Origin of the sequence: Klebsiella sp. CN_Kp113, assembly GCF_040064585.1 — a bacterium.
GTDB lineage: Bacteria > Pseudomonadota > Gammaproteobacteria > Enterobacterales > Enterobacteriaceae > Klebsiella > Klebsiella michiganensis.
Window position 1 is genome coordinate 39099 of record NZ_JBEAID010000033.1, and the last position, 14140, is coordinate 53238.

General features: G+C 60.9%; 12 protein-coding genes. 6 read left to right on the plus strand and 6 right to left on the minus strand.

All coding sequences use genetic code 11. The features are described 5' to 3' along the window. Positions 1-37 precede the first annotated feature (37 nt). The 4 genes from tauD to tauA are packed head-to-tail and all read right to left on the minus strand — an operon-like array spanning position 38 to position 3451. Entirely contained in the window at positions 38-889 is an 852-nt protein-coding gene (gene tauD / locus ABLV30_RS21485) for a taurine dioxygenase (protein WP_032694131.1), read from the minus strand. Beyond that, positions 886-1713 carry a taurine ABC transporter permease TauC gene (gene tauC / locus ABLV30_RS21490; RefSeq protein ID WP_265800653.1) on the minus strand — a complete coding sequence of 276 codons (828 nt, stop codon included), beginning with the start codon at positions 1711-1713 and terminating at the stop codon, positions 886-888. The genes tauD and tauC overlap by 4 nt, the downstream gene beginning before the upstream one ends. Next, positions 1671-2477: a taurine ABC transporter ATP-binding subunit gene (gene tauB / locus ABLV30_RS21495; protein ID WP_265800753.1), complete on the minus strand. Its 807-nt coding sequence runs from the start codon at positions 2475-2477 to the stop codon at positions 1671-1673. Before tauB ends, tauC begins: the two co-directional genes overlap by 43 nt. A gap of 11 nt (positions 2478-2488) precedes the next feature. Beyond that, complete coding sequence (gene tauA / locus ABLV30_RS21500) at positions 2489-3451, minus strand: taurine ABC transporter substrate-binding protein (RefSeq protein ID WP_032748188.1); 963 nt, start codon at positions 3449-3451, stop codon at positions 2489-2491. A 341-nt stretch (positions 3452-3792) separates the two neighbouring features. Here tauA and ABLV30_RS21505 point away from each other — a divergent pair, with 341 nt between their 5' ends. From ABLV30_RS21505 to fbpC, 6 genes are all read left to right on the plus strand, one after another. Continuing rightward, positions 3793-4422 carry a response regulator transcription factor gene (locus ABLV30_RS21505; protein ID WP_064358642.1) on the plus strand — a complete coding sequence of 210 codons (630 nt, stop codon included), beginning with the start codon at positions 3793-3795 and terminating at the stop codon, positions 4420-4422. Continuing rightward, positions 4422-5963 (plus strand): MASE1 domain-containing protein, encoded by a 1542-nt coding sequence (locus ABLV30_RS21510; protein ID WP_064405121.1) that lies wholly within the window; start codon positions 4422-4424, stop codon positions 5961-5963. Before ABLV30_RS21505 ends, ABLV30_RS21510 begins: the two co-directional genes overlap by 1 nt. Before the next feature lie 60 nt (positions 5964-6023). Further along, complete coding sequence (gene uhpC / locus ABLV30_RS21515) at positions 6024-7343, plus strand: MFS transporter family glucose-6-phosphate receptor UhpC (protein ID WP_224266094.1); 1320 nt, start codon at positions 6024-6026, stop codon at positions 7341-7343. After that, positions 7343-8374, plus strand: a complete 1032-nt coding sequence (locus ABLV30_RS21520; protein WP_004133724.1) for an ABC transporter substrate-binding protein — start codon at positions 7343-7345, stop codon at positions 8372-8374. Before uhpC ends, ABLV30_RS21520 begins: the two co-directional genes overlap by 1 nt. A 69-nt stretch (positions 8375-8443) precedes the next feature. After that, entirely contained in the window at positions 8444-10522 is a 2079-nt protein-coding gene (locus ABLV30_RS21525; RefSeq protein ID WP_265800656.1) for an iron ABC transporter permease, read from the plus strand. An 11-nt stretch (positions 10523-10533) separates the two neighbouring features. Further along, positions 10534-11580 carry a ferric ABC transporter ATP-binding protein gene (fbpC, locus tag ABLV30_RS21530; protein ID WP_025107208.1) on the plus strand — a complete coding sequence of 349 codons (1047 nt, stop codon included), beginning with the start codon at positions 10534-10536 and terminating at the stop codon, positions 11578-11580. A gap of 89 nt (positions 11581-11669) precedes the next feature. Here the strand turns inward: fbpC and mmuM are convergent, their stop codons facing one another. Together mmuM and mmuP are read right to left on the minus strand one after the other, a co-directional pair. Continuing rightward, a complete protein-coding gene (mmuM, locus tag ABLV30_RS21535; protein ID WP_048261368.1) occupies positions 11670-12602 on the minus strand; it encodes a homocysteine S-methyltransferase in 933 nt (310 codons plus the stop codon). Next, a complete protein-coding gene (gene mmuP, locus ABLV30_RS21540) occupies positions 12589-13995 on the minus strand; it encodes an S-methylmethionine permease (protein WP_032748168.1) in 1407 nt (468 codons plus the stop codon). Before mmuP ends, mmuM begins: the two co-directional genes overlap by 14 nt. Positions 13996-14140 lie beyond the last annotated feature (145 nt).

Consider the following 14140-nt stretch of genomic DNA (forward strand, 5'->3'; position numbering starts at 1 on the left):
CCGATGTTCTCCACGGCGCGCGGCTGGGCTACAAGCATTACCCCGCCCGGTAATAGGGTTTATCCCCGAGAATCGTCGCCCGGTGCATAATGCGCCGCTGCGGCAGGTAATCGGCGTTGGCGTAGTGCTGGGTGACGCGGTTATCCCAAATCGCCACGTCGTTCGGCTGCCAGCGCCAGCGCACCTGGAAGTCCGGTTTAGTAACGTGAGCAAACAGGAAGCCGAGCAGCGCCTCGCTCTCTTTCTCCGTGACGTCAACGATGCGGGTGGTAAAGCCCTCATTGACAAACAGCGCCTGCTTCCCGGTCACCGGATGGGTGCGCACCACCGGATGCAGCAGCGGCGGATTTTTCGCGACCGCCTCCAGCCAGCGCTGATGCTCCTCTTCGCTTTTACGGTATTTGTACTCCTGAAACGATTTGCGAAAATCATGCTCCGCGCGCAGGCCGCTTAACAGCTGGCGCAAAGGCGCGGAGAGCGCCTCATAGGCCGCAATGCCGCTAGTCCACAGGGTATCGCCGCCGGTTGACGGCAGCTCTTTTGCCGCGAGGATCGCCCCGGCGGGCGGCGTCTCAATAAAGGTGACATCGGTGTGCCAGTTATCATTATCCGGCGGATTATCGTCATGGGTATCAAGCACGATAATCTCATCCACGCCGGGCGCGTGCGGATAGACCGGATGAATATGCAGGTCGCCAAAGCGCAGGGCGAGATCCCGCTGCTGCTCGGGAGTGATGTTTTGCTCACGCAGGAACACCACCTGGTGACGCAGCACCGCGTGATACAGCTGCTCAAACTGGTTGTCGCTCAGCGGGCGGGTGATGTCGACCCCGGATACCTGCGCGCCAATATACGGCCCCAGCGGGGTAATGCTTAAACGTTCGCTCATTGTACTTCTCCATGCCAGGGCGTCAGGCGACGCTGCAGCGCGCGCAGCCCCAGTTCCAGTAAAAAGGCGATGATGGCAATCACCGCGATCCCGGCCAGCACCACGTCGGTGGCGAGGAACTCACCGGCGGACTGCACCATAAAACCTAACCCGCGGGTGGCGGCAATCAGCTCCGCGGCCACCAGCGTCGACCAACCCACGCCGAGCCCAATGCGCAGGCCGGTGAGGATCTCCGGCAGCGCGCCGGGCAGGATCACCAGCCACAGCACCTGCGCCCGGCTGGCCCCTAAAGATTGCGCGGCGCGAATGCGCACCTGCTGGGCGCTCTTTACGCCCGCCAGCGCCGACATCGCCACCGGCGCGAATATCGCCAGGTAGATCAACAGGATCTTCGAGGTCTCGCCGATGCCGAACCAGATCACCATCAGCGGTAAATAGGCCAGCGGCGGCACCGGGCGATAAAGCTCGATCAGCGGGTCGAGGATCCCGCGTACCGTGGGGCTCAGCCCCATGGCGATCCCCACCGGCACGCCGAGCAGTACCGCCGCCAGCAGCGCGATAACGATACGCGTCAGGCTCGCCGCCAGGTGCTGCCAGAGGGTGGCGTCCATAAAACCCTGCGGACCGGCAATAGTGATAAGTTTCTGCAATACCTGTCCCGGGGGCGGCAGAAACAGCGGACTAATCAGCTGCAGGGCGGCAACGGCCCACCAGATAGCCAGCAGTACCGCCAGGGTCGCCACGCTCAGGCTGAGCTGACGCGAGAGCGGCCAGCGCCACTTCAGCCCCCGCTGACGCGGTTTGTCATTGATGACCACGCGCATGAGAAAGCCTCCCGTTGTTCAAATACCCGGCTGAGGACGTATTCGCGCTGTTCGATAAACCGCGGGTCCGATTTAATGCTGCGGCAGGATTCACCGGCGACGAAGCGGCGGCCAAAATCGAGCGGCAGCCGTTCGAGCACGCGGCCCGGCCCCGGCGAGAGCAGTACCAGTTCGGTGGCCATAAACACCGCCTCTTCGATATCGTGGGTAATCAGCAGCACCTTCTTACCGGTCTCATGCCACAGGCTGAGCAACAGGGTTTGCATCTGCTCGCGGGTAAAGGCATCCAGCGCGCCAAACGGCTCGTCGAGCAGCAGCAGCTGCGGGTTGGCCGCCAGCGCGCGGGCAATGCCTACCCGCTGACGCTGGCCGCCGGAGAGCTGCCAGATAAAGCGCTTTTCCGCCCCTTCGAGGCCCACTTTTTTCAGCATCTGCGCGGCGGTTGCCCGGCGCTGCGTTTTGTCGACCCCGGCCAGCTGCAGCCCGAGCGCAACGTTTTCCTGCACGTTGCGCCACGGCAGCAGCCCTTCGTGCTGAAACACCACGCCGCGATCGGCGCCCGGCCCTTCAACCCGCTGGCCTTCAAGGGTGATGCTGCCGTGCTGATAAGGCACGAATCCGGCAATCAGGTTCAGCAGCGTGGTTTTACCGCAGCCGGAGGGCCCCAGGACCACCAGCAGTTCGCCGCTGTCCAGCGTCAGGTTGATATCCGCCAGCGCCGGTTTACCGCCGTAATCGGCGGAAAGATGCGAGATTTGCAGCATCATGACCTCCTTTACTTCACAAAACGGTCGGTGACGTACTGGCTGTAGTCGCTACCGGCGGCGGGCACTTTGCCCTGCTCTTTCAGGAATTTAGCGGTGTCGATGATGGCTTTATTCACCGGCCCGTTCAGCTCCTGCGCCTGCTGGGCGGCGGTCAGGTAGGTATTGCCTTTCACCAGCCCCGGGACGTCGGCTTCCGGTACGCCGCTTAAGCGCGCCAGCTTGCTGATGTTCTCCGGCTGCTTCAGCCACTCATCCGGGTTGGCGATATAGGGCTGCTGCGCGTCAATGGCGCTTTTGGCGAAGGCTTTGACGATGTCAGGATGCTTTTCGGCAAAGTCTTTGCGTACCACCCACACGTCCAGCGTCGGCGCGCCCCACTCGCCCACCTGCGACGAGTCGGTGAGAACCGTGCCGTCTTTTTCCAGCGCGTTAACCGCCGGCGCCCAGACGTAGGCGCCGTCAATGTCGCCACGCTGCCAGGCGGCAATAATCGCCGGCGGCTGCAGGTTGAGGATCTGCACCTGCCCCGGTTTAATCCCCCAGTGCTTCAGCGCCGACAGCAGGCTGTAGTGGGTGGTGGAGATAAATGGCACGGCGATGCGTTTGCCGATCAGGTCCTGCGGTTTGGTGATGCTCTTCTTCACTACCAGCGCTTCGGAGTTACCGAGCTTTGAGGCCAGCAGAAAGACTTCAATCGGCACCTGCTGGGTGGCGGCGACCGCCAGCGGGCTGGAGCCGAGGTTGCCGATCTGCACGTCGCCGGAAGCCAGCGCCCGCACGATGCTCGCGCCGCTGTCAAACTTGCGCCAGTCGACGGTCGCCCCGCTCGCTTTGGCGAAGGTATTGTCCGCCTGGGCGACTTTCGCCGGCTCGGCGGAGGTCTGATACGCCACGGTGACGTTCACCGCCTGGGCCTGGAACGCCGCCAGCGCCAGCGCGGCAATGAGTGTGATACGCGATTTTAGTGCCATAGTGTCTGCTTCCCATAGTTGTTATGGGTGCAGTATTTCCGGCGCGATGCGTTTGATGAAGTAATTAAAAATTCTTGCTAAGAACAAAGCGTTTTTAGAAAAAAATCGGCAATGCTTATACACAAAATCATTCATGCTGCATCGAGGCGGCAAGGTTGTTCGTCCCCGGGAGCTGACATAAGTCAGTGACCGGGGCGGGCAAACGAAGCCAACAAAGAGGCAGCTTGAAGGATGAAGTGTATTGCGATTTTGTTACATTCATTGCATAACTGCGCCTGATTGATTGCCAGCGCAGCGGCGGCAGGCATCATAGAACCATGATGCGCTGAGAGAGAAGAAACATGATTCGAGTGGTGCTGGTCGATGACCATGTGGTGGTGCGTTCAGGCTTTGCGCAGTTACTCAGCCTCGAAGAAGATCTCGAGGTGGTTGGCCAGTTCAGCCGCGCGGCGGAAGCCTGGCCGGCGCTGCTGCGCGACGACGTCGACGTGGCGGTCATGGATATCGCCATGCCGGATGAGAACGGCCTGAGCCTGCTAAAGCGCCTGCGCGCGCAAAAGCCGCAGTTCCGCGCCATTATTCTCAGTATTTACGACACCCCCACCTTCGTGCAGAGCGCGCTCGATGCCGGCGCCAGCGGCTATCTGACCAAACGCTGCGGCCCGGAAGAGTTGGTCCAGGCGGTGCGTTCCGTCGGTATGGGCGGACACTACCTGTGCGCCGATGCGCTGCGGGCGCTGCGCGGCGGAGAACAACCGGCGCAGGTGCTGGAAGTGCTCACCCCGCGTGAACGCGAAATCTTTGATTTGCTAGTTAAAGGCGACAGCGTCAAGGAGATCGCCTTTAAGCTCGAGCTCAGCCACAAAACGGTTCACGTCCATCGCGCCAACGTGCTGGGCAAACTACAGTGTCACAGCACCATTGATCTGGTCCATTTCGCCCTCGACCACCAGCTGCTGGCGGGTCATTAATGTCGCGCAGCCTTCGCCACAGCGTCATCTCGCTGTTCATCGTGCTGGCCTGGGGAAGCGGCTGGCTGATGCTGTGGACGCTCGGGTTTTACCTGACCCATAACGGCCAGCAGGCGGCGCTGTTCCTGCCGCACGGCGTCTATCTGGCGCTGCTGATCCTGCTTTCGCGCCGCTACTGGCCCGCGCTGGTGCTGCCTCCGGTGCTGATGCTGCTCTGGCTGCACGGCGAACAGCTGCTGAACGGCTATATTCTGCTGGCCGCGCCGTTGATCGGCCTGCTTCCCGCCGGCATCGCCCAACAGTTCTGGCACCGCTTTCCCCTTTACTGGCAGCGGCTGACGCTGCTGCTGGCTACGGTCACCGCCAGCGCGCTGCTCAACACCGCGCTGCTCTCGCCGTTTGTGAAAAGCCCGGCGATGATGCTCGGCCTGGCCTCGTTTACCGGCGGGGTGCTGCTGACGCCGTTTGTCTATCTGATTTTTGAATTCCTGCGCCAGCAGCACCGCTACCATCTGCTGGGGCTGGATACCAATAATCCACCGCTGCGCACCTCGCTGATCATCTGGTGCAGCCTGTTCTTTATCATCGGCATCGGCACCCAGATGGTACTGTCGCCGGAAATCGAGCGCCTGCTGTTAATTGTGGTGTTTCTGCCCAACGTGGTGATGGCGTGGAAGTTCGGCTGGCAGGGCGGCGTCCTTTCCGGCCTGCTGGGTAGCATGATGATCACCATCGCCCGCCAGGTTGGCGTTGGATTCAGCAACCTGGTGGAGCTGGAGATTTTTCTGGCCACTCAGGCGCTGCTCGGCATCGGGCTGGGCATTGCCATCAGCCGCCAGCAGCACCTGGCGCAAAACCTGCACCACTATCGCCAGCGGCTGGAGGCGGAGCTGGCGGCCCGGCGGGCGCTGGCCGAAAAGCTGATCCATACCGAAGAGGATACGCGCAAAAGCCTGGCGCGCGAGCTGCACGACGAAATCGGCCAGAATATTACCGCCATTCAGATCCAGTCGCAGCTGGTGAAGCGGGCGCGCGATCCGGCGCAAACCCAGGCCGCCGCCAGCCAGATTAACGATCTCGCCCGGCGTATTCACCACTCCACCCGCCAGCTGCTGCGCCAGCTACGCCCGCCGGCCCTCGATGAGCTGTCGTTTAAAGAGGCGCTACACCATTTGCTCAATGAGTTTGCCTTTGCCGAGCGCGGTATCCGCTGTCGCTTTGACTACCGGCTCATCGCCACGCCGGAGAGCGAAACGGTGCGCTTCACCCTCTATCGGCTGCTACAGGAACTGCTTAATAACGTCTGTAAGCACGCCGACGCCAGCGAGGTCGCCATTGCCCTGTATCAGCAGGGGACGCTGCTGCGCCTGGAGGTGAAGGACAACGGTATCGGCATCAGCCCCGACAAAATGGCCGGCTTCGGCATTCAGGGCATGCGTGAGCGGGTCAGCGCCCTGGGCGGAGAGCTGACGCTGGAGTCGCAGCGCGGCACACGCGTAATTGTTAACTTGCCCACAAATTTGCAACAAACAGCCGGCTAACCAGGAAAAAGTCTTAGTCACTCCGGACTTTCTCTCATCCCCTTTCGATTTCACTTTCATATAGTCAGCAAAACGGAGACGGCTATGCGCTCAGCAACCGACATTAATCAACGTTACAGGACGCTGCGTCCGCAGCTGCTGATGTACATGGTCATCGGGTATGCGGCGTTTTACCTGACGCGCAAAAGCGTCAACTACGTTCTGCCGGCGCTGCAAACGGATCTGGGCCTGGATAAAGGCGATATTGGCCTGCTGGGGTCGCTGTTTTACCTGACCTACGGCCTGTCGAAGTTTACCGCCGGGCTGTGGCACGACAGCCACGGGCAGCGCTGGTTTATGGGCGCGGGCCTGTTCGCCACCGGTCTGCTGAACGTGGTGTTCGCCTTCGGCGAGTCGCTGACGCTGCTGCTGGCGGTCTGGACGCTGAACGGATTTTTTCAGGGCTGGGGCTGGCCTCCCTGCGCCCGCCTGCTAACCCACTGGTACTCGCGCAACGAACGCGGCTTCTGGTGGGGCTGCTGGAATATGTCGATCAACATCGGCGGGGCTATTATCCCGCTGATTAGCGCCTTTGCCGCCCACTGGTGGGGCTGGCAGGCGGCGATGCTGGCACCGGGGATGATCAGCATGGCATCAGGCATCTGGTTAACGCTGCACCTGAAAGGAACGCCCCGCGAAGAGGGATTGCCGTCGGTGGGCACCTGGCGTAACGACCCGCTGGAGCTGCGCCAGGAGCGGCAAAGCCCGCCGATGGGGCTGTGGCAGATGCTGCGTACCACGATGCTGAAGAACCCGATGATCTGGCTGCTGGGCGTCTCTTATGTGCTGGTCTACCTGATCCGCATCGCGCTCAACGACTGGGGCAACATCTGGCTGACGGAGAGCCACGGCGTCAATCTGCTCAGCGCCAACGCCACGGTGATGCTGTTTGAAGCGGGCGGCCTGCTCGGCGCGCTGTTCGCCGGATGGGGCTCGGATCTGCTGTTCAGCGGCCAGCGGGCGCCGATGATTTTACTGTTCACGCTGGGGCTGATGGTCTCCGTCGCCGCGCTCTGGCTGGCGCCGGTACACCACTACGCGCTGCTGGCGGTGTGTTTCTTTACGGTGGGCTTCTTCGTTTTTGGCCCGCAAATGCTGATTGGCCTCGCGGCGGTGGAGTGCGGACACAAAGCGGCGGCGGGGTCAATCAGCGGATTTCTCGGCCTGTTCGCCTATCTGGGGGCAGCGCTGGCGGGCTGGCCTCTATCGCTGGTCATTGAACGCTACGGCTGGTCGGGGATGTTCAGTTTACTCTCGGTCGCCGCAGTTCTGATGGGTTTATTGCTGATGCCGCTGCTGATGGCGAGCATTACTACCTCTGCTGCTCAAAGGATAAAATAATGAAAAAAACGCTGGTCACTACCCTGATTGCTTCCGGCATTGCGCTGGCGACGTTAAGCGGCGCGGCGCACGCCAAAGGTCGTCTGGTGGTCTATTGCAGCGCCACCAACGAAATGTGTGAGGCGGAAACTAAAGCCTTCGGCGAAAAATATGACGTAAAAACCTCGTTTATTCGCAACGGCTCCGGCAGCACGCTGGCGAAGGTCGATGCCGAGAAGAAAAACCCGCAGGCGGATGTCTGGTACGGCGGCACCCTCGACCCGCAGTCCCAGGCCGGCGAAATGGGCCTGCTGCAGCCCTATAAATCGCCGAATCTTACGCAGGTGATGGAGCAGTTCCGCGATCCGGCGAAACTGAAAGGCAACTACTCCTCGGCGGTGTACGTCGGCATTCTCGGCTTCGGCGTGAACACCCAGCGCCTGAAAGAGAAAAATCTGCCGGTGCCAAAATGCTGGAAGGATTTGACCAAACCGGAATACAAAGGCGAAATCCAGATCGCCGACCCGCAGAGTTCCGGCACCGCCTACACCGCGCTGGCGACCTTCGCCCAGCTGTGGGGAGACGATCAGGCTTTCGATTATCTTAAACAGCTCAACGCTAACGTCTCCCAGTACACGAAATCCGGGATCGCCCCGGCGCGCAACGCCGCCCGCGGCGAAACGGCCATCGGCATCGGCTTCCTGCACGACTATTCGCTGGAAAAAGAACAGGGCGCGCCGCTGGAGCTGATCTCGCCGTGCGAAGGCACCGGCTACGAAATTGGTGGCGTGAGCATTCTGAAGGGCGCACGCAACCTCGACAACGCCAAACTGTTTGTCGACTGGGTGCTGTCGAAAGAGGCCCAGGAGCTGGCGTGGAAGAAAGGCAAGTCTTATCAGATCCTGACCAACACCACCGCCGAAACTTCGCCGAACTCGCTGAAGCTCGACGACCTGAAGCTTATCAACTACGACATGGATAAATACGGCTCAACGGACGTGCGTAAAGCGCTCATCAATAAATGGGTTAGCGAAGTGAAGATGGGTAAATAAGCCCGCACTGCGTTCATTTGCCGGGTGGCGGCATCAACGCCCTACCCGGCCTACGACACCGGAAAACTTATGTCACACACACTTGCACTCCATCCCGTGAAAAAGCGGGATGCGATATTCCTTTGGGTTTTATTCGGCTGGCTGGCGTTCGCCCTGCTGCCGAGCTGGAGCCTGGATTACGGTCTGCTGGAGTCCACACAAGATGAAATTCTCGCGGCCTACGGCTGGTCACAGTTCAATATCAGCTGGCTGTGGTATCTCCTGCCGAGCCTGCTGCTGATTCGTCCATGGCAGGAAGCCAGCCGGGAGCAGCGCAGCCGCCACTACCTCGACGCCGGCTGGGCGCTCCTCTGTATGGCGTTTATCGTCGTCAGCGCCACCGTGGAAGGCCGCGGGTTAGGCTACGCCACCCTCGTGCTGTTTGTCGCGCTGGGCGCCATCATGACCCTGGCGCTCACCCGCCTGGAATGGCTGGGCGGCGACCGCTTTGTGATTGGTTCGCTGGTCACCATCGTGGCGTTAATCGGCGTCTTTATCGTCTGGCCGAGCATCGCCATTTTCATCCCGATGTTCACCAACGACGCCGGCGAGTTTGCCCCGCTGGCGTTTATGGCCGTGCTGTCGCAGGCGCATATTGTCCAGGTGATCCTCAACTCCATCGCCCTGTCGATTGCGGTAGGCATCGGCTGCACCTTCTTTGGCCTGGTGCTGGCGATTTACACCACCCGCATCGCAAAGCGCAGCGCGATTATTGGCCGCATTTTCTCGATTCTGCCGATCGTCACCCCGCCGTTTGTCGTCGGCCTCGGCGTTACCCTGATGATGGGCCGTTCCGGCTACGTCACCGAGCTGATGGTCGACTGGTTCGGCTTAACCAACACCAACTGGCTGTACGGGTTTACCGGCATCTGGCTGGCGCAGGTGCTGGCGTTCACTCCGATGGCGTTTATGATCCTCGACGGCGCGATTAAAACCATTCATCCGTCGCTGGAGGAGGCGTCGTACACCCTGCGCGCCAGCCGCTGGCAAACCTTTAACGGCGTCTTCGTCCCGCTGCTGAAACCGGCGCTGGCGAACGCGTTTTTAATTGTCATCGTCCAGTCGCTGGCCGACTTCAGCAACCCGCTGGTGCTCGGCGGCAACTTCGACGTGCTGGCGACGCAAATCTACTTCTATATCACCGGTTCGCAGCTCGATTATCAGGCCGCCAGTACCCTCGGCGCGTTCCTGCTGCTGTTCTCGCTGCTGGTGTTCTGCATTCAGTATATGTGGATCGGCAAGCGCTCGTACGTCACGGTTTCCGGTAAGTCCTATCGCGGCGACGTGCAGCCGCTGCCGGTGACCCTGGTGTGGAGCGCGATCGCCATTCTGGCGGTGTGGATCGCCTTCAACGCCCTGCTCTACGGCAGCATTTTCTACGGCAGCTTTACCGTTAACTGGGGCGTGGACTACACCCTGACGCTGGATAACTTTATCAAGCTGTTCGGCCAGGGGATGAGCGACGGCGCCTGGCCTTCGCTGCTCGATACCCTGCTCTACGCCGGGATCGCCGCGCCGATCACCGCCGCCTTCGGCCTGCTGATCGCCTGGATCGTGGTGCGTCAGCAGTTTAAAGGCAAAAAGACCATCGAGTTCACCACCATGCTGTGCTTCGCGGTACCGGGCACCGTGGCGGGCGTCTCCTATATTCTCGCCTTTAACAGCGCGCCGGTGTACCTCACCGGAACGGCGGCGATTGTGATTATCTCGATGGTGATGCGTAACGTGCCGGTGGGCATCCGGGCGGGCATTGCCGGTTTAGGCCAGATCGACAAATCGCTCGACGAAGCCTCGCTCAGCCTGCGCGCGGGTTCCCTGCGCACCATTACGCATATCCTGCTGCCGCTGCTGCGCCCGGCGATCCTCTCGGCGCTGATCTACAGCTTTGTGCGCGCCATTACCACCGTCAGCGCCATTGTGTTCCTCGTGACGCCGGACACCCGCGTCGCTACCGCCTATATCCTCAACCGGGTGGAAGACGGCGAATACGGCGTGGCGATCGCCTACGGATCGATTCTGATCGTAGTGATGCTGGCGATTATTTTTATCTTTGACTGGCTGATCGGGGAAGCGCGTATCTCCCGGTCAAAAGCCAAAAACCAGGCGTAATGGAGCGCACTATGAGTCAGAAAAATTTTGTTGAACTGCGCAACGTCACCAAGCGATTCGGCAGCAACACGGTTATCGACAATATCAATCTCACCATCCCGCAGGGGCAAATGGTGACCCTGCTCGGCCCTTCCGGCTGCGGTAAGACCACCATTCTGCGCCTGGTCGCCGGGCTGGAAAAACCGAGCGAAGGGCAGATTTTCATCGATGGCGAAGACGTGACCCATCGCTCCATTCAGCAGCGCGACATCTGTATGGTGTTTCAGTCTTACGCCCTGTTTCCGCATATGTCGCTGGGGGACAACGTCGGCTACGGTCTGAAGATGCTCGGCGCGTCGCGCAGCGATGTGAAAGCGCGGGTGAAGGAGGCGCTGGCGATGGTGGATCTGGAGGGCTTCGAAGACCGCTATGTCGATCAGATCTCCGGCGGCCAGCAGCAGCGCGTAGCGCTGGCGCGCGCCCTGATCCTCAAGCCAAAGGTGCTGCTGTTTGATGAGCCCTTAAGCAACCTCGACGCCAACCTGCGGCGCAGCATGCGCGATAAGATCCGCGAACTGCAAAAGCAGTTTGATATCACCTCGCTGTACGTGACCCACGATCAGAGTGAAGCCTTTGCGGTTTCCGATACCGTGCTGGTGATGAATAAGGGGCATATCATGCAGATCGGCTCGCCGCAGGATCTTTACCGCCAGCCCGCGTCGCGCTTTATGGCGAGCTTTATGGGCGATGCCAACCTGTTCCCGGCCGCCTTCAGCGAGGGGTTCGTCGATATTTATGGCTATCGGCTGCCGAGGCCGCCGCATTTTGCCGCCCACGGCGAGGGCAGCGTCGGCGTCCGCCCGGAGGCGATCACCCTGAGCGATCGCGGCGAGGAGAGCCAGCGCTGCACGATTCGCCACGTGGCCTATATGGGGCCACAGTACGAGGTGACGGTAGAGTGGCACGGGCAGGAAATTTTGCTGCAGGTGAACGCGACGCGGCTGCAGCCGGACGTCGGCGAGCATTACTATCTCGAAATCCACCCGTACGGGATGTTTGTGTTAGCGGATGCCGGATGATTGATGCCGGGTAGCGCTTACGCTTACCCGGCCTACGATTCGTGCACGTTGTCGGCCGGGTAAGGCATCAGCCGCCACCCGGCGCAAACTCAACGCCGGGCGTTCAGTTCGGCAATATCCTTCGGCGTCGTGCGGCAGCAGCCGCCAATCAGCTTCGCCCCCGCCGCCAGCCACTGGGGTAAATATTCCGCCAGCGTTGCACAGGCTTCGCCGTGGTGATGCCAGGTCTTGGATACCGCGTCATAGTGCTCCCCGGAGTTAGGATAAACCACCAGCGGCAGAGCCGTCAGGCTATGCAGATGCGCCAGCGCGGCGGTGGTGTTCTCCAGCGCGATACAGTTAATGCCCAGCGCCACCACCTGCGGATAGTTTGCCAGCACACCAACCACTTCCCGCAGCGGCGTGCCGTCGCTGAGATGCTGCGCATCGCGCAGGGTAAACGAGAACCACGCCCGCGCGCGCGGATAGGCGGTCAGCAGCTCCGCCAGCGCCTTCATCTCGGCGAAATTCGGCATCGTTTCGCAGGCCAGCAGATCGGCCCCGGCGTCGAGCAGCGCTTCCACGCGCGGACGATGAAACGCCTGAAATTCCTCACGGCTGCGGACATAATCGCCGCGATACTCCGAACCGTCCGCCAGGAAGGCGCCGTACGGCCCGACCGAACCGGCAACCAGCAGCGCGCCCGCCTGCGGGTTTTCCGCCAGATACGCCTCCCGCGCCTTGCGGGCCAGCTCAACGCTTTTGCCGATCAGCGCTTTCGACTGCGCTTCATCGAGGCCGCGGGCGGCAAAGCCCGCCGGCGTCGCCTGATAGCTGGCGGTGATCGCCACCTGCGCGCCGGCGCGGAAATAGTCGAGGTGAACTTCGCGGATAAGCTCCGGGTTGTCGACCAGCACTTTCGCCGACCACAGGCTGTCGGCAAGATTGCAGCCGCGCGCTTCCAGCTCCGTCGCCATCGCGCCGTCCAGCAGGATAAAGGGCTTTGCGTCAAGGAGGGCGGTTAACGGATTATTCTGCGACATGTTGAGGCTCCTGGGTGAGTTTCCGTGAACGAGTCAGATAATACGCACCATAACACAGTGCCACGAACGGGATCCCGCACCACAGCGCAATCCTCTGACTCGGGTCAAACGCCAGACCCACGCAGGCCACCAGGCAAAGCACAAATCCCAGCGCCGGCACCAGCGGATACCACGGCGCGCGGTAGTGCAGTTCGCTTAGCGCCTTCCCCTGCTGCAGATGGCGACGGCGGAACATAAAGTGCGAGGCGCAGATGCTCAGCCATACCGCCACCACCGCGAAGCCGGAAATCGCCGACAGCGCGACAAACACCGTATCCGGGGCCACGACGCTGGAGAAGAGCGCCAGCACGCCGCCGAGCATGCTCACCGAAATCGCCGTCAGCGGCACGCCGTTTTTAGTTAATTTAGTAAAACAGGCCGGCAGCGTTTTTTCATTGGAGAGCGACCACAGCATCCGCCCGGAGGCGTAGAGGCCAGAGTTGGCCGCCGACAGAATCGCCGTCAGGATCACAAAGTTAAAGATATCCGCCGCGTAAGGGATCCCCACCTTTTCGAACACCAGCACAAACGGGCTTTTCTCGACTCCCGCCTGCTGCATCGGGATCAGCGCCGCCAGCACGAAGACGGTGCCGATAAAAAAGATAATCAGCCGGGCGATGGTGGTGCGAATGGCCACCGGAATGACTTTGTGCGGATTCTCCGTTTCCCCCGCCGCGATGCCGATAAGCTCGGTGCCGGAGAAAGCGAAGTTAACCGCCACCATGGTCATCAGGATCGGCAGACCGCCGTGCGGGAACCAGCCTTCGGCGGTGATATTGCGCAACCCCGGCGCCGGGGAGCCATCCTGCATCGGAATGATGCCGAAGATCGCCGCCCCGCCGAGAATAATAAAGGCAATAATGGTGACCACCTTCACCAGCGAGAACCAGAATTCACCTTCGGCAAAGAAGCGGGTGGAGATAACGTTGAGGGCGAAAATCACCGCGCAGAACACCACGCACCAGACCCATACCGGCACCTGCGGGAACCAGTACTGCATGCAGAATCCGGCGGCGGTGAAGCTTGAGCCAAGCGCGACGGTCCAGGTAAGCCAGTAGAGCCAGGCGACGGTGTACCCGGTCGCCGGGCCGAGATAGCGGGCGGCGTAGACGTGAAACGCCCCGGTTTCCGGCATCGCCACCGAGAGTTCGCCCAGACACTGCATCACCAGCCAGACCACCAGCGCGCCAATCAGATAGGCCAGCAGCGTACCCGCCGCTCCGGTGGTGGAGATGATATAGCCGGTATTAAAAAATAGCCCTGTGCCAATAACGCCACCCAGCGACAGCATAATCAGGTGGCGGGTCTTCATGGTGCGCTTAAGCTGCCCACCTTGTTGTTGTGTTGTTTGCATTTGACCTCATGGGCGTATAGACATCTAAACATCCAGATAAGAGATTCCTTATACCCCGCCTATCGCCAAATTGCAAAGCGGCCGGGCGCGATGGCGCAAAAAAGACGCTGGCGCCCTCATGCACCAGTAACGCCACATTTGCGGG